Here is a 20948-nt window from a genome sequence, read left to right as displayed (position 1 = left end):
TCAGTTATTATTGTTAAATACTTGGCTCTTTTACGATATATAATTAAATCTCACTTTTATAGAACCGCTGCTATGTGAAGTTTTTATTATAGAAATTAATTCTTTTTCTTAAAAATTGTTCAATCTGAATTGTGATTTCATTTCCATTAGTTGTTGATCTTATATCTAACTGTCTTCTTACGTTGAAACGGTTAAAATTTGAATATATGAGATACTCTCTAACAACATACTTAAAGAGTATTTCAATCTCTTTGACATTAAATTTATCTAAACCATCAATCAAAAATTTACCTTGAGGATTTAAATTATTGTTGATGATAATTTTTATTTCTAATTCAAATTTTTCTTTTGACGTAATTATAATTTTATATTTACTCTGTTTGAAAACCTTTTCTAGGGTGTCGGTATTTCTATCGTCAATTATGTTTTTTAGTAAATACTTTAAATCTTTAAAAATGTGTCCTAAGCCGTTTCTCTCAAATTTATCTAATTTAATCCACCACTTTTTAAATTCTAATAATTCAAAATTTGACAAATGTTTCAAATAATTGTATTTGTTTAAATACTGGATTGATTCATCTCCTATCTCTGATAATGCATTATAACGTATAAAAAATAGTTCTGAATTTGATAATTGAGCTCTTAAAATTTTTGAATATTTTACCTTGTACGCATTAGGAATATCTTCCTTGTCAATTAATTTGTAGAGTTGGTATAATGTTTTAAAGTAAGTTGAAAATATTTCTTCATTCATGTTGTAAATAAGTTCAAAATTACTCACTGCATTTCTCTTATTTTTTGTCAGAGAGAAGCTTGCATTGAATGTATTGTATAATTCTTCTTTTTTACTATCAAAAAAAGATTTTCCTTTTCTTTGATTTCCAAATACATCATAAAATTCAATTGTTTCAATATTTCTATTATGCAGATTTAATAATTCATAGAAAGTATTTTCAAATTGCTGTATTTGAATTAATTCTCTATTAATTTTTGAATCATTTAGCTGACTCCTTAGTGTGTCAATAAGGAGTATTAAACCTACAAATGAAAAAATGGTTCCTATAAAGCCACCTATAAAATCACCTATTTGTGCAAATTTTTCAAGATCAACACATCTTTCATTATAATATAATAATGAAAAATAGGAAAAAGTATTAGTTACAAATTTTGTTAAAAGATATATACCAAGAAGTATTGAAGAAACCCAAAGAACCTTTATTAATCTATTCATTTTATTAAATTTCACTTAACCTATAAAATATACAACATCCAATGGGATAAGTGAGCTAGACCACAAACTTACCCATAAATAACCACCCCCACAATCACCAAATCTGGTGATTTTTTAAAGAGTTAAAGAAATGATGTATAAGCCTTAATTTCAAAATAAAACCGCTGCTATGCACCTCTTTTCTTAAAATGTTAGTGGCGGAGGAGGAGGAACTTTAACTTTTAAATTTGGTATAAGCCTATAAAATTCTTTTAATAATTCAGGTTGGATTTTCTCATAATTACTTTTTACAAAATCATGCAAAATTTCATTAATGTCTTCATCTTCGCTTATCCAATAAATTTGTGTATTTGTAATACTTGATGATATAATTTGATTTACTTGTTCACTTGAAAAAGAATCAAGCTTAGATATTTTTTGTAAAAGTCTTCTTGATGTATAAAAATTAGGACTTCCATCTAGTTCCGAAATGAGTAAATCCTTTTCTAATTCAGTTGCCAGTTTAATATCTGGGAAGACATCTTTAAAAAAATCTGATAATGTTTTGTAAAATTTGATTTTACTTCCTTTCTTTTTTGTCCATTCATTTAATAAAAAGGCATTGAAATTTGAATTGTTTATCTCAGAAAAATAATCTTTATCATCTGCAATGAAATACAAATCATTTCCTTCTTCCACATTTTCAAGTAACGATTCCCAATTTAAGGCATCACCATATGATTTGTTTTTTCCAGGAGGGTTGCCCAAATCGTAGCGAAGTTTGCTTTTTTCGACAAGGTCATTAGTAATTTCAATATAGTTTGATTTATTGAAAAGTAGGTCAATGATTTTATCAGCCTTTAGAGAAGAAGTTTCAATTGCTGACATTACATTTTTAAGCAAGTTTTGTTTTTCATGCTCATACTCTTTCATTATTCTTTTTAAGTTTTCAAATTCTTTGTACTCTTTACAGAATTGAGGGAATTGATTGCTTATTTTGTTTAAATTAAATGTTTTAAGAGCATCTGCAAGTTTATTGTCTCTATTTCTTTCAAACTCATTAATGACTTGTTCAGGTAGATATAATTCAAGTTTGTTATTATCCAATAATACAAGAAGCTTATTTAATTCTTCTAAATCATCATTTGAAAAATGATAAAATTTTAAATAAACATTTGTATCGATAAAAAGATGTATTGCCATAATGTTCTTTTAAAATGTTGTATAAACACAATATACAATTTCCTGCAAACATTTCCCACAAACCTACCCAAAATTCCCCACCCCCATAATCACCAAATCTGGTGATTTTTCAAGTAGTAATTAAAAAAATGATGAGCACGCCTTATTTCAAATTAAAACTGCTGTTACCTGCTGTGCTTGCTATTTTAAAACTGATTCGATACTTTATATTCGATATTTGTATTGTTGGCATTTATCACTTCAATTCGTAGCCCTCTAAAACCTACAGTTTTGCTATCGGACAAATCATATTGAAGTTCCTGTGTAAAAGCTGGCCTTGCGTAATCATCTGCAAATTCGCGATAGATGAATTTTATTCCATTTCCAACTTTACCGTTATAAATAAATTCCTGTCTAAAATATTCTTTTGATTTAACCGGCGTCGAAGTTTCTGTAACATTAATGGGATTGTTGAGTTTTACAATTTCTGCGCCCATTTCGGTCTTTACAAAAAACATTTGTTCACCACCATCTTTAGAAATTGCAATTCCAAATGAATTATTGTTTTGCGATTCATAAAGAAGATATTTTTTAGTTTCATACTTATTTAAGAATAGTTCTCCTTTCTGGATTTCTTTGGTCAAGTCTCCAAGTTTTACTTTTCTATCTTCATTTATTTGTAATGCTTTATAAATATATCCCGTTTCCTTAGTGACTAATGAGATTCCAATTTCAACCTTTGTAATTGCATTTAGTTCAGGATAAGTTTTATCTAAAGGAATTTTATTGACCAAATTCATTTTTGTACCACATGAAATGAAAAATAGTACTATTAGAATGTAGAAATGTCTCATATTTTACTGTTTTTGGTTTAGCATAGCAGGTAACTTATAATCAAACACAATATACAAATCCCCGCAAACATTTCCCACAAACCTACCCAAAATTCCCCACCCCCACAATCACCAAATCTGGTGATTTTTCATAAACATTATAGACTATACCAACACGCCTTCCTTTCAAACCAAAAACTGTGTCAAAAAAATATTTTTCAAAATTTTGACACAAAATGCGTGTCAAAATTTTTATTTTTGAAAAAATGACACAGTTTTTGTGTCAAATTAATTTTTATTTAAAAAATGACACGCATGGAAAACACCACTACCTTAAAAAATATATTGGGTTTATCGCAAATAGAAATCTCGTACTTATTAGGGATCGAGCGGAGTCAATGGTCCATGTACGTGTCCGGCAAACGCGCCTTGCCCTTAGCCGCGACGCAACAACTAACGGCGCTGCTGAAACAGGTACAGCAAGCTAAAAACCCTTCCAAAGAAAGCCGGGAAATCGCCAAAGCGGAGCAGAAGAAAATGCAGGAACAATTGCAACAGGACTATCTTGCGGTACAAATGAAACAGTACAAGGTGGCTAAACAAATCACTGCCCTCGAAAACAAAAGAGCCGAATGTTTTGCTGCCCTGGAAGTAGCCGCATTTTTAGAACACCAAACAGAGTATCAGGCTAAAAAAGATTTGGCAAAAGGCATTAGGGCAAGAGTAGCCGGTACCCTGAGAACCCATAATTTGTATGTCCTAACCGAACTGCAGCTCAAAAAAGAGAACCTCGAAATGTTAAAAAACAGTCTTGAGCAAAAAATGAAGGAAAGTAAAAACGAACTGTAAATCAATACACTATGGTTTAATTTTTAAAGAAATATTTTCTTACAAAATGTTAAAATTCAGAAAGTGATTTGGCTTCCTGTTTTTTTGGCATCGCTTTTGAAAACCGTAAGAATAGTAGTAACTTTTAAAATTTAAATTATGTATTCATTGAACAGAATTACCACAGTAGCCGATTGCGATGTATTGTTAACCTGGGCCACCAAAGAAAAAGAAGAACTGGCGCACAAACGCTACACCGAGCAACGCTTTACGAACACCTACAGCACTACTTCTATAGAGATTGAAGCTGTTTTACAAGGGGTGCTTACGGAAATAGCCTCCGAAGAAAACATCATCGCCGTTTTGCCCGAGGGGAAACAAAAAGAAGAGCATGTGAAAAAGAAGAAACGTCTGGAATACAAAAAGTTCCTGCTGGAAAACCGAAAAGAGAGTTATGGGGTGGTGGCCTTACTGGAAAACGAACTCGACCTGGAACGTCTCAATAAGGAAATAGCTGAGGTCGATGCTTTTATTGCAGGGGTTACCGCGCACAGAAATGCCTTGTAACCCAACAAAAAATCCCGCCCCGATATAATCGGGACGGGATTTTTTTAAATTCCTGCGAAACCTTTGTTGTCCGAAAATTTAATTCTTAATGAATTTCGCTGTCGTTCTTACACCATTTTCCGTTTCCATCTGCAGTAAATACATTCCGTTTGCCAAACGTTCAATAGTGATTGGGCTATCAAATTTTGAAAGACCATTTAGTACGATTTTACCCGTTACATCAAAAATTTTAAAACTAAAGTTGGATGCAGTATTTGCAGTTGTTACTTTGATAAAGTTGCTTGCCGGATTGGGATAGAGAATAGTTTGTATACCGTCAAATTCGGAAGTGCTTAGGTTGTCCGTGGCTAGTTTCACTACCCAAAAATCGTCATTGCCGTGGTTTCCGGTAACGTCCCCATTGTATGAATTCGTTCGCCCGGTTAGTATGTAGCCGCCATCGGTGGTTTTTTCAATACAGCTTGCCTCGTCATAACTGCTGCCGCCTAAGGTTTTTTGCCATTGGATAGTGCCCAGTTCGTCTAACCGTACCACCCAATAATCCCAGTCCCCTTGGTTTTGTGTGACATCTCCGTTGGTTGATTTACTGTTTGCGACTACTATAAATCCACCGTCTGGTGTTTGCTGGATGTATTTTGCCTGGTCCGCATTTACACCCCCTAAGGTTTTTTGCCAAAGGATAGTGCCGACCGCATTTAATTTTACTACCCATGCATCATAATTCCCATGATTTCCGGAAACATCACCATTGTTTGAAAAGGTATAGCCACAAACGATGTAGTTACCATCTGTAGTCTTTTCGAGGTGTTGCACGGCATCACTACTGCCGCCCCCTAAGGTTTTTTGCCAGGTGATGGTGCCTCCGGAATCTAATTTTACCAGCCAAATATCGGTATTGCCATGATTTCCGGAAACATCGCCATTGTTTGAATTTGTATTGCTGGCCAGAATATAACCTCCATCAGCGGTTTGTTGTATACTTCCACCTAAATCATCGTCCGTTCCTCCCAATGCTTTTTGCCATTCGATAGCACCGGTTGCATTCAATTTCACCACCCAAATGTCTAATCCTCCATGGTTTACGGTTAGGTCGCCATCGTTTGAATGAGTACCACACGTTACGATATACCCGCCATCTGAGGTGGGTTGAATATCATAGCCCTGATCATCGCTGCCGCCCCCTAAGGCTTTCTGCCACTGTATCGTTCCGTCCGCATTTAACTTTACTACCCAACAGTCCCATGAAAAACCACCATGATACCCTGTTACATCGCCATTGGTTGAAGCTGTACGTCCAGTCAGTATGAAGCCGCCGTCCGGGGTTTTTCTGATCCGTTTAGCCCAATCTTCTCCGGAGCCGCCTAAGGTTTTTTGCCAAACGATAGCCCCGGTTGCATTAACTTTTACCACCCAGGCATCCGCATCCCCGTGATTTCCGGAAACATCCCCATTGTTGGAATAGGTGTAGCCGGCCATTACATATTCACCCGCTGCTGCTTCTACAATACAATGGGCGTATTCATTACCCATTCCACCAAGTGCTTTTTGCCATTGTAGGGCAGGCGCTTGTGAAAAAGTATTTACACTGAATAAGAGTAGGGTTAGTTGGTATAGATAAGTTCTCATGCTATTAATTTTATTGTTTTTGATTGCTAATGTTTGTCAGCCTAAGCTTTACTTTTTAATGAATTTTGCTGATGTTTTTATACCGTTTTCCGCTTCCATTTGCAGTAAATACGTTCCGTTTGCTAAATTTTCAATAGTGATTGGGTTATCAGATTTTGAAAAACCCTTTTGTACTATTTTACCCGTTACATCAACAATTTTAAAAGTAAAGTCTGATGCCATATTTGCACCTGTTATCTTAATAAAGTTGCTTGCCGGATTGGGGTAGATAATAGTCTGTTTGGTTTCGAATTCGGAAGTGCTTAAGTTTTCAGCGGCTAATTTAACCAGCCAAAAGTCAGTGGAGCCATGATTGCCTGAAGCATCGCCGTTATTGGACGATGAAGAACCTGCCACTACTATGCCACCATCAGCAGCCTGTTCGATAGCATAGGCCTGATCGGAGCCACTTCCGCCAAGATTTTTTTGCCAGATGACCGTGCCGGAAGTACTAATTTTCAGCACCCAAAAATCATTCAGGCCATTGTTATGGGAAAGGTCACCATTGCTTGAAGTAGAATAGGCGCTTACCAGATAGTTTCCGTCCTGTGTTGGTATTATTTCCGTTGCGATTTCATCCGCAGAACCCCCCAGGGAATGTTGCCAGACTAAGGTACCGCTACTGTCAAGTTTTACGATCCAACAATCTCTACCGCCATGGTTAACCGTAACATCACCACCTGCTTGTGTTGAAAATCCTGCGAAAACATAACCGCCATCAGTAGCTTGTATAATACTATAAGCGAATTCCTGACCAGTGCCACCAAAAGACTTCTGCCAGATCAAATTCCCTGAAGCATCTAATTTTACGATCCAGCAATCGTCGGATCCATAGTTAAGCGTAGCATCGCCATTACTTGATCTTTTAGCACCTGCGACAATGTATCCGCCATCTGTGGTCTGTTTAATGCTGAAGGCCTGATCCAGTAACGATCCTCCCAAGGGTTTTTGCCAAACAATCCCTCCTGCTGCATTTAATTTAACTACCCAGTAATCGTAATCCCCATGGTTCCCGGTAACGTCCCCATTGGTCGAGCTTGAATAGCCGGTTAGTATCAGTCCGCCGTCATTTGTTTCCTGAATTTCACCCGCGTAGTCATTAAAAGAACCTCCCAGGGATTTCTCCCATAGTAAAGTTCCGTTGGTATCAAGTTTTAGGATCCAGTAATCCATGCCGCCTTTATTATTGGTAGCATCGCCATTGTTTGACATCGAATTTCCGGATACAATAAAGCCCCCATCAGTAGTCTGAATGGCACTTTTTGCCAAGTCCATACCCGAACCGCCAAAAGATTTTTGCCAGATGATAGTGCCGGTATCCGTTACTTTTGCTACCCAATAATCAAAATCCCCATGGTTGGTGGTAACGTCACCATTAACAGAAGTGGTATACCCTGAAACGATAAACCCTCCGTCACTGGTTTTTTTAATACTTTGCAGTATATCGCCATTCGTACCGCCAAGCGATTTTTGCCATTGTAGGGCAGGAGCCTGTGAAAATGTGTTTACACTAAATAAGAGTATGACTAGTTGGTATACATAAATCCTCATAATGGTAATGTTTTTATTTTTTTGGTTGATGTTGTTGCTTTTAAAGTTGGTTTGGAATTTTTTGCTGACAAATGGTAGCTACTGAAGCTTACTCTTCTCCTATAGTGTTATGATGTTCGGAAATGTCTAATCCGTCAAGTTTAAGTAACCCTGATTTCTTAATGTTTGAAATTTCATGTTTTGAATTCTTGCCATTAAGTGTTTCATAGACGTCTTGTTTTCCTGTCAGATAATTGATCTCTTTAACGGATTGGCCCTCATGCGAAATATCATACGATACTTCTTCATAGCCTATTAAAAACCAATCATTATCCTGATATCTGAAATAATAGGACAAGGAAGAGCGGTAGGTTCCTCCTGTAGAAAAGGATAATTTTAAGGTGTTTTTCCGGTTTCCGATTTCGTCGAAAGCATCTGCGCCCTGAATACCCCAATTGCACTTTCCAAAGACTTTGGAGGTTTTAAAATTGGTGGTTTCCGTTCCGTTTTTTGCCCCGAATTTTATAAGTAATTCCTTTTTATGAAAGGGTTCTCCCATGCACTCGGCTTCCTTTGGAATCGTTTCTTTATCCTCCTCAATTACATAAGCTTTATCAAGAATAGTATCGTTATTAAAATCTGTTGCGCAGGACCCGACTATTTTCCATCCGGCCGGCGGGAAATGTTCACTAACAGTCGTACTGTTTATTGCAGCGTCTTTTTTTTCGGAAGGCTTGTTCTCAGCCTCTTTATTTTTAGAACAACTCATCGTAATTCCAAAAGAAATCAGGAGTAGTAATTTATAGTTCATCTCTTTTTTGTTTGGTTGCTAGTGTTTCCGCATTTTGTAAAACCGCGGTTAGCTGTAGTTCCAATTTTAGTCAACTTGGAGGTAAATCAGAAAAAATTGGGGGATTTTATATTTTTCATGCCAAGCAGTAACATCAATATTGCCTTTTGCAACTTCACAGTATCCTAAATTTCCGGCATTTGGGTTTTCGTTTGGCGGCGTTATCAAAGCAATCTGGATTTCTTTTCCGATTTCAACATCAATTTTATTTGAATCTCCTGTTATCTCTCTTAATTCAAAGGTTCCGTCCGGAAAAGCCTTATTGATTTTATATGTTTTTTTATGCATGAAATTTTTGAAAAAGAATCCGATTTTTTCAATGTCAAGCACTTGTTGGGCCATTAAAGTAAATTTAAAATCGTTGCCAATTTTGGCATGACCTTCTTCTTTTGAATTTATGGCCACTTTTTCAGAATGTATTTTTCCGTTTTTATATTCCCGGATAATGATTTTATATTCTTTGTTCAGGACTAAATTCGGGTCTTCAAAATGAAATTTCAGTTTATTTATTCCGGAGAACAAATTAGCTTCAAGTTCATCCTTTGTTTGGGGGGCATCAAATTCTGAAATTAATTGAATTTTGCTCTGAGAATAGAGATTTGAAGTGATAAAAAATAAAGCTAAAATTGTCAAGAATTGTTTCATAAAGTTTGTTTAGTTGCTAACGTCCCCCGCCATTTTATAAAGCCGCAGTTGTGCGACGTTTATATTATTCGCAGGTTGATTTTAAGGTTGTCTTTCCGTTTTCTTTAACCATTTTGTATCCATTATCTAGCATGGGCTGAAAACTTTTTCGTCCGGTAAATTGCCAAAGGGCATATCCATACTGACATTGATTAATTATTCCGGCCTTGTATTCCTGCAACATTAGCTCCTTTAATTCATCCCAATAATTTTTAGGCGAGTGGATAAATAGGATCAATGGATTAAATTCCGGGTCAACGAATTCTTTTTTATAGTATTTTTTTATCCGCGCAATACTAGGGAAGCCATATTTCTTAGTAATCGCTATCATCCTTTCAGTATGTTGAGCATCCATTGGACTTATATATTTTTTCCAAATCTGTTTTCCAATACTGTCTGATTCAAATTTTCGTTTTTTCATTTCTTCAGCTCTCAAATCATCAGGAAGATTTTCAATTCGGTCGGTTTCTGATTTGTCAAAGGTTTTAAAAACGATGTACTCACGCATGGTTTGGTCATAGCCATACATAAACTCCATTTCTTCTACTAAACTGTTAATGTCCTTTTGCAAAAGTGAGTCTTTGGCCGATTGTGAATAAATCGCATTACTTACTAATAGGCTGAAAATTAATAGTATTGATTTCATTTTCGATGTTTTTTATATGCAACACAACGTCCCGCCGGTTTTATAAAGTGGCGGCTTTTTATTACTGATTTTCGAATATTGCGAAAAGTTTGATTGCTTCCAGTTCGTTCTATTGCGAACCGATGCTAGCCATTTTATAAAACCGCTGTCAGCCGTTCGGTTTTATCGAATTTTTTTAAATATGAATTCAGTGTTTTCGTTTTTCAATTTTAAAGTACTCTGATTTAACTCGTATTTACCTTGAAATAATTTTTCTCTTTTTGTTGTGTCTAGGGTAACACCTGTTCCCGTTTGGGAGTATAATTTCTCGATATAGTCCTTTGGATATGAATTGAATACTATTTTTTTACTTTTTGTATCATAACTATATCTGCCTTTTCTGTCCATTTCTGTTTTTCCGAATTCGACCGTTTGAAAAGCATCCCCTTCAAAATATATTTTATAAAATTTAGTATTCCCTTTTTGAAGTTGCCATACTCCGTAAAATTCATTTTTATCAAATTGAGCGTTATTAACGTAAGACAAAAGGGAGAAAAAGCCTATAAAGACTACAGGAATATAAATGAATTTAAATCTTTGGATTTTATTTATCCAATTTGGCATATTGTCTTTTTGGTACAAACTTGGTTCGCTAATGAAATATTTGATCAATAAAGGAAATTCCGATAAAAAGATAAATAAACCCATACACGTTAAAATGATAGCCATTATAAAGGCATCAAAATCAACATTAAAAGCAATATCGACCGCAACAATATTTGTCATTATGCATAAGAACAGAACAGAACCAAGGCGAACGGTCTTTCTAAAAAACAGGAAAAAGGAAGCGGTAATTTGTGATAGTGCAATAAATACAGCATAAGGATAGGAATACCCAAAATAAAACCAGACTAATTCCATGCCGTCTAATGCGCCAACTGGAGTGTCATAGGTTATTAGTGGCGTAGTAAATTGCGTTCCGATAATTTTTGCAAACCCATAAATTAAAAGCATTGTGGCCGAAAAATACCTGCAAAATGTGTATAAATAATAATGTAGTTTATTCGTTGGTTTCATTAATTTTGCTTGTTTACTAATTTTGGTTTGTTTTTTTCTGCGTTGCACTAAGCTGATGGCTAACGTCCCGGCGGCTTTTTAAATTTCAAGCTTAAGAGTTTGACCTTCTACAAATTGTCCTTTTGATTTACTGATTTTTATTTTCTGTTCCGCTGTATATCCCAAAGTTTCACCACTTTTAAAAGTGATGTCACTATTGATTACATAGGCACTGATGTTACTTAAAAAGCCGTACATTTCTTCCAAATCAAGTTTTGCATTTATAAATTCCATTTCAAGTTTATTAAATGCATTTAACCCATAAGTGTAGGCACTATTTCCATGCTCACCTTCTCGTAAGCCGATATAAACCCAAAGATCAAGAGGTATTTGGTCTGACTTCAGTGCTTCTGCACTTTCCAGGTATTGTTCCTTTGGTATCAGTAAAGATTGTGAACCTTGATATATTCCAATAGCATTTGATGTGGCAAGAATTGACGATAAAACTTTTGTCAAAATTTTAAAACGTTCAAATTCACTGGTATTGCTTGATAGTATTGAGACGATTGCATGTGAATTATGGTTTTCCAAATCTTGTTCAGCAGAAACCCAATTATAAGAATATTGCGCCGTTCCCTGAATATCTCCCCAAGGAATTTGAGCTGGCATGTTTGCAATAATAATGGTTTCTCCTTCTATTGAAAAACTTCCGGTTGCATTATCTCCGCTAATGTTTGAAACATTACTGTTCCAATTGTTCTTCAGATAATCAATTACTTTGTTGAACTCCAAAGTTTCGTTATTGTTAAACATTGGCATTGCAAGAAGAATGTTATTGTCTGTATTTTCTTTTTGCTGATTTTTCTTTTTAAAAAGGTCAAATAGCCCCATACGTATAGTTGTTTTTTATTTGATGTTTATTAAAGTTGCCTACCACTCATAAATCTAATACAATAGTATAGCCTTGGTATGCTTGCCTACAAACCTAAACATAAAAAAAGACTTACACAATCACCAAATCTGATGATATTTTAAAATCTGGTTAGAGATTATATTATAACGTTTCCATTTCCAACTAAAAATCCGTGTGGAACAAAAATTGAAAACAAGAAATATCTCTTAAACAAAAAATCCCGTCTCGTTCACATGAACGAGACGGGATTTTTTTATGATGGGTATTGGGGTTATTGTTTTACAAACTTAACTGTGCTTTTCTGTTCGTTGGATTCCACGGTCAGGAAGTAGATGCCACTCATTAAGTGCGAAACATCAACCGTCGCTTCCGTAGCAGAACAGTTGTTTTTAAGTACTGTTTTGCCTGTCACATCCGTAACGGTTACGGTCTGAAGGCTTGCAGTGTTTTTAGAAGCAATCGTTAAAAGCCCTTTGGTAGGGTTCGGATACGCCACAAAGCTGTTGTGGTTGAAATCCGAAACGCTCATCGTAGCCACGAATTCCGTAGTATAGGTATTGGTTACAATCGCCGGATTGAAATCGAAATAAATCGATGCGGTATTCGGGATGATATCGCCAATGGTATAGCCTGGTTTCGGTTTGATCTGGAAGGTAACTTGTCCTTTTCCGGCAGGAAGTAAATCGATACCGTTAAAATTCCAGTTTAAGGTAGTACCTGTTCTGGTCAATAGGAAAGGATGGCTCGCATTTACCATTTTAACTGAAGTCTCGTCCAGTTTAGCATCCAAAACATCATTAATTCTAACGTTTTCCGCGTAATATGTACCGGTATTTTCAAACTGAATCGTATAGGTCAGGTAATCATTTGACGTAAAGGTGGAATGTACGATTTTACCGCCATGGCTTTCGGTTTTATCGTTCGGGTCATAAGAACCTACAATAATCTGCGTCAGGTTGTAGGTATTGTTGTTAGGGTTAACGTCATTGCTGATATTGCTAAGCGTTCCGTTGCTGGTCAGTAAATCGTTAAGATTCACCGTAGGAATGGTCGGAACCTGCATAGTTACAATAATACTGCGGGTTTCGTTAGGCTGTAAATTGGTAAAATCGTACGTGAAACCGGTGGCCGTTGGCGTGGTACCGGCTTGTGAAACCGCTGTTATGGAAACCGCGTTTGGTTTTGTAAACGTAAGCGTACCGGAGGCAACAGCCTGATTCCCGTTATTGGTGTAATAGATTATATTTTTATAGGTAAAGCCTGGTCTCGGAGGCGCTCCGTAGGGTGAAACGACAATGACAGCGTCCGCGTAAGGAAGTTGTGTTACCGGGAAATTCAAGATGGTAACGCCGGAACCCGGAGTAAAGGTAACATTGTTGTAAGCGGAAGGCGATACACTATAATATGCACTATAATTGCTGTTGACAAGGAAACTGAAATTATAACTGTTGGCCGCATTGGATTCCTGAATGTAATACGTTCCGTTTGTGGAGGCCGCAGTATTGATAGTGCCGTTGTTCAATTGGTACTGGAAAGTCCCTAAGTTGAAATTAAGCTCACCTGAATCCTGTGTCCCGTTGTTGTTGGTGTCTAAAAAGGCATTTAACAAAAAGCCTTCGTTGGCAATGGTAACGGTTACGGCTGCTGTATTGGAGCAAGCGTTAGGGCTTGGAATCGAACAAACTTTATAGGTTAGGGTGTAGGTCCCTGGTGCTGTTCCCGGCAATACGCTTATGGTTCCGTTAGCATTGATGCTGAAACCGGACGGAAGGGTTAAAGGGGTTATGGTTACCTGATTAATGTAATTTGGAAGAATAGCTGTATCATATATAGAATCATTAGCCAACACAGACGTTGTTGAAGTGCTGATACCTGTGCTGTTCGGATAAATGGTAATCGCGTCATTCGAAGCAGTTAGGGTTGGGGCCTGAATAGTGATGGTGGCAGTGGTTGTCTGGTTGGCTGAATCGGTAACCGTAACCTGAAACGTTCCGGATTGTCCCGTAATAGCAAGCGATTGACCTGTCGCACCCTGTATAGCGGTCCCGTTATGACTCCATTGAAAAGAATAAGGAGGTGATCCGGCAAAAACTTCCACAAATAATGAGCTTGTCGGGATGTCCTGTGTTGCCACGATGTTTGCTGAGTAGGTACAGTTTGGTGTGCCCATAGTTGAAAAAGTATGGGCTGTTGACCAGGCACTTGTTACCCCCGGAGAACAAACGGCTCTTACATAAAATTTGTATGCTGTACACGGCGTCAGTCCTGTTAGGACATACGGGTTAGTATTGCAGGGAATTCCTGTGTTGTTAGGGGTTGGTGCCGCTGCGTTAGCTGTTGCTAAAAACACTTCCCATTGGGTTTCCCCCCCGCCTGAGGCCCAGGATAAATTAGCAGTAGTTGCGGTAATGCTTGATACAGTCAAAGTTGTCGGGGTAGGACATTGACCATAAGAACTATACAGCGCACTGAGTGATAAAATCAGTAACAATAAGTATTTTTTTATCATAATTATGTTTTTAATTAGTTACAGTTTGTTGAAGGGTAAAGGTAAGTTGAAAACCTGTAACGCAAAAACGTTATTTTGTTACATATGTAGGAAAAAAGTTAAATTACTGTTTGTTTATACTGCTGGTTTCTAGTGCACTAATGAAATTTGGTGGCGCCGTCATTTTTAAATTACTTTGCAGTCCAAATCAACGGATATGAAAGAAAAGAAGAAACAGGCCGCCATTGGTTTTATTTTCATCACGATGCTGATCGACATCATCGGGTGGGGTATCATCATTCCGGTAATCCCGAAGCTGATTGGTCAGCTGATTCACGGCGATATCAGTGAGGCGTCCAAATACGGCGGGTGGCTTACGTTTGCGTATGCGATTACCCAGTTTGTTTTCGCGCCGTTGATCGGAAACCTGAGCGATAAATTCGGACGCCGCCCGGTGATCCTGATTTCGTTGTTGGGATTTGCCTTTGATTATGTGTTGCTGGCCTTAGCGCCCACCATCACCTGGCTTTTTATCGGAAGGATTATCGCCGGATTTACCGGGGCCAGTATCACTACGGCTTCCGCTTATATCGCAGACATCAGCACACCGGAAAACCGCGCCAAAAACTTCGGAATGATAGGTGCCGCTTTCGGATTGGGCTTTATCATCGGGCCGGTTTTGGGAGGTTTGCTCGGGCAGTTTGGGCCAAGGGTTCCGTTTTATGCCGCTGCCGTGCTGTGTCTGCTGAATTTTCTTTATGGCTATTTCATCCTTCCGGAATCGTTAGAGAAAGACAATCGCAGGGCGTTTGACTGGAAAAGAGCAAATCCGGTTATGGCTTTTATCAACCTGAAAAAACATCCGTCCCTAATCGCTTTGATCTTATCGATATTCCTTTTATATGTAGGGTCACATGCGGTACACAGTAATTGGAGTTTCTTTACCATGTACCGTTTTAACTGGGACGAAAAAATGGTCGGGATTTCCCTAGGAGTGATAGGGCTTCTGGTAGCCTTGGTTCAGGGAGGTTTAATCCGTTGGGCTAATCCTAAATTGGGGAACGAGAAAAGTATTTATTTCGGGCTTGGGTTTTACACCATCGGTATGTTCCTTTTTGCCATGGCCGGACAAAGCTGGATGATGTTTGCGTTTTTGGTGCCGTATTGTTTGGGTGGAATCGCAGGACCGGCTCTGCAGTCTATTGTTACCAGTAAAGTGCCGATAAATGAACAAGGGGAAATCCAGGGGACATTGACCAGTATGATGAGCGCCTCCGCTATCGTGGGGCCTCCGTTAATGACTAATGTGTTTTACTTTTTTACGCACAAAGAAGCGCCATTTGAATTTGCAGGGGCACCTTTTTTACTGGGAGGTATCCTGATGCTGATCAGTAGTGTGATCGCCTACCGTGCTTTGAGGGTAAACGTTAAATAAAAGGTTGTTTGCTGCTGCCTCAAAACAAGCAATTATTTCAGATAAAGACAGTGGTTGTAATAATCGATTATAGCTTTACCTTTTAATAAGATGTCCGCACCGATTATACCGTGAACGGGTTTTGCTTTATAGAGGCGTAAGGCTTGGTTCACGTGGCTTAAATCAAAAATCACCACCGCGAAATCTTTGGTTTTCCATCGGGAAAGCTGAAGGGTGTTGTTGGTGGCCATTTGGGTGTACATGCCGGTTGCGCCTGCGCCTGCCGCCTGAGTAGGGGAATCCTGGGCGGTTAAGTTGAAAAAAGCCACACTTTCAAAACCGATGCAGCTGTTCGAAGCGCCGGTGTCCAGAATGAAACTGCCTTCCACGCCATTGATTTTTGCTTTGATCAAAAGATGCTGGGTTTTCGAGAGTTTGAATTTGATTTTCTTGTAGCCTTTTTTCTTTAGTACTTCCTGCAGATTCTCCATACCTCAAAAATACACAAAAACTGAAACTATCTTCGTAATTTTGCAGCTTCAAAAGAACTTTAAACTTGAAATTTTGGATTTAAAACCTGTTTTTACCGATACGCATACCCATTTGTATTCCGAAGAATTTGCCGAAGACCGCAACGAAATGATCCAGCGCGCCATAGAAAAAGGCGTGACCCGTTTTTTTGTGCCGGCGATCGATTCCACTTATACCCAAAAAATGTACGAGCTGGAAAAACAATATCCGGAGCATATTAAGTTGATGATGGGCTTACATCCTTGTTATGTAAAAGAAAATTACGAAGAAGAACTCGCGCTGGTGGAAGCCGCATTAGCCAAACGTCAATTTGCCGCCATCGGGGAAATCGGGATCGATCTGTATTGGGACAAAACCACGCTGGACATTCAGAAAATAGCCTTTCAGAAGCAGATCCAGTGGGCCAAAAAATATAAACTGCCGATCAACATCCATTGCCGTGAAGCTTTTGATGAGATTTTTGAAGTTCTGGAACTGGAGAAATCCGACGAGCTTTTCGGGATCTTTCATTGTTTCAGCGGCACGTATGAGCAGGCACTTCAGGCGATTTCGTACAATATGAAATTAGGGATCGGCGGCGTGGTGACCTTTAAGAACGGGAAAATCGATCAGTTTCTGCATCAGATCGACCTGAGCCATATCGTGCTGGAAACGGATGCGCCTTATCTGGCACCGGTGCCGTACCGCGGAAAACGCAACGAAAGTGGCTATGTAACGCTGGTGGCCGGGAAGCTTTCCGAAATTTATCAGCTGCCCATGGAAGAAATCGCCCGTATCACTACTGAAAATTCCAAAGAAGTTTTCGGTATTTAACCAAAAAATTCCCTTAGATTCATAAAAAATTCGTTCTTTTGTGAATTGTTAATGAATTAACCAAAATGCCAACAAAATTCGATTCGATTCGTCAGTTCTACGACAGTGAGGTAAATGACGCCATTCAGAGTATAGCACATCATCCGATGATGAAGGCTCTGATGAGTTTTACGTTTCCCGATTTAGACGAGTCGGCATGGATGGAGCAGCTCAAACGCACCCATTCCATTCGAGATTTTCAGGTTAATTTTATTTACCAGTCGATTCAGCGTGTGCTGGAACGCAGCTCGGAAGGCCTTTCTACTTCCGGTTTTGAAAAGCTGGATCCGAGTCTTTCCTATCTTTTTATTTCCAACCACCGCGACATCATCTTAGATACGTCTTTACTGAATGTAAGTTTATACGATCACGGACAGATCATGACCGCTTCGGCTATCGGTGATAATCTGGTACAGAAAACATTTTTGCTGGCCTTGTCCCGTTTAAACCGAAACTTTTTGGTGCGCAGAGGCTTGTCCCCGCGTGAATTGCTGCAGAGTTCTAAACTGATGTCGGAATTCATGTATCATTTGCTTTCGAAGGAAAACCGTTCCGTTTGGATTGCCCAGCGCGAAGGAAGGACCAAAGACGGTAACGATGCGACCCATCAGGGGGTATTGAAAATGTTCGCCATGGCTTCCGATGAGAAGAACGTGATGGAGTTTTTCCGAAAAGTACGCGTGGTTCCGGTTTCCATTTCTTACGAATATGACCCGACGGACGCCTTAAAAATGCCGCAACTGATGGCAGAAGCCAACGATGAGGTCTACATAAAAGAAAAGAACGAAGATTTTATCACGCTGATCAGCGGCATTATCGGGCAGAAAAAACGCATTCATATCCATGTGGGTGATGTGCTTGAAAACGAATACGATAAAATCATCGCGGAAAACGATAATACCAATAAACAGATACAGGCCCTGGCGCAGGTTATCGATGATTCGATCCTGTCTACCTACAAATTATGGCCGACCAATTTTATCGCTTACGATTTACTGCACAATACCACTACGTACGCGACTAAATATACCGAAAAAGAAAAACAGCTTTTCGAAAGACGTCTGGAAATGCGACTGGGCAGTGAAAAAGAAGCCTTGCGCGACAGTTTCCTGGCCATGTACGCCAATCCTGTGATTAATAAAATGAAATACGGCAATGTCGACTAAACCGAAAATATTGTTGGTCTACACCGGGGGAACCATTGGAATGGTAAAAGATTCCGAAACCGGTGTGCTGAAAGCCTTCAACTTCGACGAATTACTACACAACATCCCCGAACTGCGCTTATTGGATTGCGAAATTGAGACGTTCTCGTTCAAAGATCCGATCGATTCTTCTAACATGAACCCGGAAAAATGGGTAGCCATGGCCGAAGCGGTGGAAAAAAATTACGATAAATTTGACGGCTTTGTCATTCTTCACGGTTCCGATACGATGTCGTATTCGGCTTCAGCGTTGAGTTTTATGTTTGAGAATCTGGCCAAACCAATTGTATTTACCGGATCCCAGCTTCCAATTGGGGATTTGCGTACCGATGCGAAAGAAAACCTGATTACCGCGATACAAATTGCGTCCCTGCGTCAAAAAGGGAAACCCGTAATTTCTGAAGTGTGCTTATATTTTGAATATAAATTATACAGGGGTAACCGTACTTCCAAAGTGAGTGCGGAACATTTTAATGCGTTTACGTCGCCTAATTATCCCGAACTGGCCGAATCCGGTGTGCATTTAAAAGTGAACAACGAATTGCTGCTGAAAAAGAGCGGCAGTAAAAAAATGAAAGTCAATAAGGATTTTGACAGTCATGTTATGGTGGTGAAGATGTTCCCGGGTATTAACGAAACGGTACTGAAAGCGGTGCTTTCCATTCCTAATTTGAAAGGAGTAGTGCTGGAAACCTACGGCTCCGGAAACGCCCCTACCGAAGACTGGTTCATCAGTACATTAAAAAAAGCTATTAAAGGCGGGCTTCAGGTGGTGAATGTTACGCAATGTTCCGGAGGAAGCGTGAATATGGATAAATATGAAACCGGTATTCAGCTCAAAAAAATCGGTGTAATTTCCGGTCACGATATCACTACAGAAGCTGCTGTAACCAAACTGATGTACATGCTGGGGCAAAAAGTTCCCGCTGCAATTTTCAAAACGGTTTTTGAAACGGCCATCCGGGGAGAATTGTCCTAAAAATTTTCATCAAAAACATTGACAAAACCAAATAAAAGTCGTTATTTCGCATTCTCAAATTAGAGAGGTGTCCGAGTGGTTGAAGGAGCAAGCCTGGAAAGTTTGTATATGGGTAACTGTATCGAGGGTTCGAATCCCTTCCTCTCTGCGAAATGTAAAGGCAATCGAAAGATTGCCTTTTTTTATTACCTTAGTGTTGGAAAAAATATAGTATGAGAAATTTTTGGCTGTTACTGATCGCTTTTTCTTCTTTGCCCGTTTTTGCTCAGGATCTTGAGGTTAAAAAAGACACGGTAAAAACAAATTTGCCGGCGGTCGATTCCCTCTACCGTGAGGATCAGTTTTACTGTTCGTTGGCCTATAATATCGTACAGGCAAAACCATCAGGGTATTCGCAACGCGGTTTTTCACCTTCGTTTTCGTTTGGTGTGCTGCGTGACATACCGATAAATAAAACCAGGACTTTTGCCATTGCGGCAGGTTTGGGATATTCCTTTTCAAGCATCAAACACAACCTGACTGTTACCCAGCCCACAGGGGACGAAGTGGTTTTCGAGGTGGTGCCGGAATCGTCCTTTGATAAAAACAAACTCGAGTTTCACACACTTGATCTGCCTCTTGAAATCCGTTGGCGCACGTCTACACCTGAAAGCCATAAGTTCTGGAGGATTTATACCGGATTCAAAGCGAGTTATGTATTGGCTTCTAAAGCGGTTTACAAATCACTGGAATCAGATTATAAAGTAACGAATATTGATGCGTTGAACAAGTTCCAGTACGGTATCTATATCAATGCAGGGTATAATACCTGGAATTTATATGCGTATTACGGATTGAGCCCTATTTTCAAAGAAGGGAAGACTTCCGGAAGAGATCTGGAATTGAAGTCGTTAAACTTAGGGCTGATGTTTTACATCTTATAACCAAAAATACCACAGCCCTATTTGCGGCAAGGCGCCCACAAAAATACCAATCAGGATTTCTTTAACCGAATGGGCGTTCATGTATAGTCTTGAAGACGCTACACAGCCAATCATCACTACAGAAAAGGCGATAAGGTTTAAAAACGGAATGCCGAAATGCAGGGAAATGCCCATGATAAACAGACAAAGTCCTGTAATCCCAATCATGTGGATGCTCACTTTAAAATGCAGCACCGATAACAACAAAGCAAAAAACGTACTGATCAGCGCGCCCATGTAGAAGTAATAGAGTTCCGGCACGACCAGTGTGGAGAAACTGTGCTGGGTCAATACCAGGAAAAACATGGCCTGAAACGCCAACGGCAGACGTCTTTCGCGGGTTTCACTAAGCATCACCCCGGATTTTATCATCCCTAACGATTTCAACAGAAAATACATCGACAGCGGCAGGAAAACCGTTAAGATACTTATCTGGATCAGTGTAAGCCAGATTTCATGCGGATAGAAAAAACCTCTGGTGACAAAAAAGTAAAACAAGGCCGCATACACCGAAATGAAAAGCGGGTGAAAAACATAGGAAAAAAAAGGAAGCAGTTTCTTAAAATCCATAAGC

The 20948-nt window shown here is 38.8% G+C and carries 20 protein-coding genes and 1 tRNA gene; 8 read left to right on the top strand and 13 right to left on the bottom strand.

Features of this window, described 5'->3' with window-relative positions:
• Positions 1-70: 70 nt before the first annotated feature.
• The 3 genes from ACWPKD_RS08205 to ACWPKD_RS08195 form a co-directional block, all read right to left on the bottom strand.
• Positions 71-1231, bottom strand: a complete 1161-nt coding sequence (locus tag ACWPKD_RS08205; protein ID WP_455412197.1) for a putative phage abortive infection protein — start codon at positions 1229-1231, stop codon at positions 71-73.
• 183 nt (positions 1232-1414) lie between these two features.
• Positions 1415-2413: a PIN domain-containing protein gene (locus tag ACWPKD_RS08200; RefSeq protein ID WP_455412196.1), complete on the bottom strand. Its 999-nt coding sequence runs from the start codon at positions 2411-2413 to the stop codon at positions 1415-1417.
• 185 nt (positions 2414-2598) lie between these two features.
• Entirely contained in the window at positions 2599-3246 is a 648-nt protein-coding gene (locus ACWPKD_RS08195; RefSeq protein WP_455412195.1) for a hypothetical protein, read from the bottom strand.
• Positions 3247-3540: 294 nt separating this feature from the next.
• Between ACWPKD_RS08195 and ACWPKD_RS08190 the strand changes: the two genes are divergently transcribed.
• The gene (locus tag ACWPKD_RS08190) at positions 3541-4074 is read left to right on the top strand and encodes a hypothetical protein (RefSeq protein ID WP_455412194.1); all 534 of its coding nucleotides are present in this window, start codon (positions 3541-3543) and stop codon (positions 4072-4074) included.
• Positions 4075-4212: 138 nt separating this feature from the next.
• A complete protein-coding gene (locus tag ACWPKD_RS08185; RefSeq protein ID WP_455412193.1) occupies positions 4213-4620 on the top strand; it encodes a hypothetical protein in 408 nt (135 codons plus the stop codon).
• Between the two features lie 78 nt (positions 4621-4698).
• On the opposite strand, the gene ACWPKD_RS08180 is transcribed toward ACWPKD_RS08185, so the two are convergent.
• The 8 genes from ACWPKD_RS08180 to ACWPKD_RS08145 all read right to left on the bottom strand — a co-directional run bounded on the left by ACWPKD_RS08180 (position 4699) and on the right by ACWPKD_RS08145 (position 14452).
• A complete protein-coding gene (locus ACWPKD_RS08180; RefSeq protein WP_455412192.1) occupies positions 4699-6246 on the bottom strand; it encodes a T9SS type A sorting domain-containing protein in 1548 nt (515 codons plus the stop codon).
• A 48-nt stretch (positions 6247-6294) separates the two neighbouring features.
• The gene (locus tag ACWPKD_RS08175; protein WP_455412191.1) at positions 6295-7836 is read right to left on the bottom strand and encodes a T9SS type A sorting domain-containing protein; all 1542 of its coding nucleotides are present in this window, start codon (positions 7834-7836) and stop codon (positions 6295-6297) included.
• 88 nt (positions 7837-7924) lie between these two features.
• Positions 7925-8626, bottom strand: a complete 702-nt coding sequence (locus ACWPKD_RS08170; protein ID WP_455412190.1) for a hypothetical protein — start codon at positions 8624-8626, stop codon at positions 7925-7927.
• Between the two features lie 66 nt (positions 8627-8692).
• Entirely contained in the window at positions 8693-9310 is a 618-nt protein-coding gene (locus ACWPKD_RS08165) for a hypothetical protein (RefSeq protein WP_455412189.1), read from the bottom strand.
• A gap of 64 nt (positions 9311-9374) precedes the next feature.
• Positions 9375-9995, bottom strand: a complete 621-nt coding sequence (locus ACWPKD_RS08160; RefSeq protein WP_455412188.1) for a hypothetical protein — start codon at positions 9993-9995, stop codon at positions 9375-9377.
• A gap of 162 nt (positions 9996-10157) precedes the next feature.
• Positions 10158-11051 (bottom strand): hypothetical protein, encoded by an 894-nt coding sequence (locus tag ACWPKD_RS08155; protein WP_455412187.1) that lies wholly within the window; start codon positions 11049-11051, stop codon positions 10158-10160.
• Between the two features lie 78 nt (positions 11052-11129).
• Positions 11130-11921 (bottom strand): DUF4261 domain-containing protein, encoded by a 792-nt coding sequence (locus ACWPKD_RS08150; RefSeq protein ID WP_455412186.1) that lies wholly within the window; start codon positions 11919-11921, stop codon positions 11130-11132.
• A gap of 293 nt (positions 11922-12214) precedes the next feature.
• Complete coding sequence (locus ACWPKD_RS08145; protein ID WP_455412185.1) at positions 12215-14452, bottom strand: DUF7619 domain-containing protein; 2238 nt, start codon at positions 14450-14452, stop codon at positions 12215-12217.
• Between the two features lie 196 nt (positions 14453-14648).
• Here ACWPKD_RS08145 and ACWPKD_RS08140 point away from each other — a divergent pair, with 196 nt between their 5' ends.
• Positions 14649-15866, top strand: a complete 1218-nt coding sequence (locus ACWPKD_RS08140) for a TCR/Tet family MFS transporter (protein WP_455412184.1) — start codon at positions 14649-14651, stop codon at positions 15864-15866.
• A 32-nt stretch (positions 15867-15898) separates the two neighbouring features.
• Here ACWPKD_RS08140 and ACWPKD_RS08135 read toward each other — a convergent pair whose 3' ends face one another.
• A complete protein-coding gene (locus ACWPKD_RS08135) occupies positions 15899-16336 on the bottom strand; it encodes a retropepsin-like aspartic protease (protein ID WP_455412183.1) in 438 nt (145 codons plus the stop codon).
• A 73-nt stretch (positions 16337-16409) separates the two neighbouring features.
• On the opposite strand from ACWPKD_RS08135, the gene ACWPKD_RS08130 reads away from it, so the two are divergent.
• The 5 genes from ACWPKD_RS08130 to ACWPKD_RS08110 all read left to right on the top strand — a co-directional run bounded on the left by ACWPKD_RS08130 (position 16410) and on the right by ACWPKD_RS08110 (position 20335).
• On the top strand, positions 16410-17189 hold the full coding sequence (locus tag ACWPKD_RS08130) for a TatD family hydrolase (RefSeq protein WP_455412182.1): 780 nt from the start codon (positions 16410-16412) through the stop codon (positions 17187-17189).
• 65 nt (positions 17190-17254) lie between these two features.
• The gene (locus tag ACWPKD_RS08125) at positions 17255-18394 is read left to right on the top strand and encodes a 1-acyl-sn-glycerol-3-phosphate acyltransferase (RefSeq protein ID WP_455412181.1); all 1140 of its coding nucleotides are present in this window, start codon (positions 17255-17257) and stop codon (positions 18392-18394) included.
• Positions 18384-19412: an asparaginase gene (locus tag ACWPKD_RS08120; protein WP_455412180.1), complete on the top strand. Its 1029-nt coding sequence runs from the start codon at positions 18384-18386 to the stop codon at positions 19410-19412. The genes ACWPKD_RS08125 and ACWPKD_RS08120 overlap by 11 nt, the downstream gene beginning before the upstream one ends.
• Positions 19413-19473: 61 nt before the next feature.
• Positions 19474-19560: transfer RNA gene (locus tag ACWPKD_RS08115), tRNA-Ser, on the top strand.
• Positions 19561-19624: 64 nt separating this feature from the next.
• On the top strand, positions 19625-20335 hold the full coding sequence (locus ACWPKD_RS08110; protein WP_455412179.1) for a porin family protein: 711 nt from the start codon (positions 19625-19627) through the stop codon (positions 20333-20335).
• On the opposite strand, the gene ACWPKD_RS08105 is transcribed toward ACWPKD_RS08110, so the two are convergent.
• Positions 20330-20944: a hypothetical protein gene (locus tag ACWPKD_RS08105; RefSeq protein ID WP_455412178.1), complete on the bottom strand. Its 615-nt coding sequence runs from the start codon at positions 20942-20944 to the stop codon at positions 20330-20332. The genes ACWPKD_RS08110 and ACWPKD_RS08105 overlap by 6 nt on opposite strands.
• Positions 20945-20948 lie beyond the last annotated feature (4 nt).

Source organism: Flavobacterium pedocola (assembly GCF_053764385.1).
The sequence above is the reverse complement of the archived record's forward strand: the minus strand, read 5'-3'. Positions and strand labels throughout refer to the sequence as shown.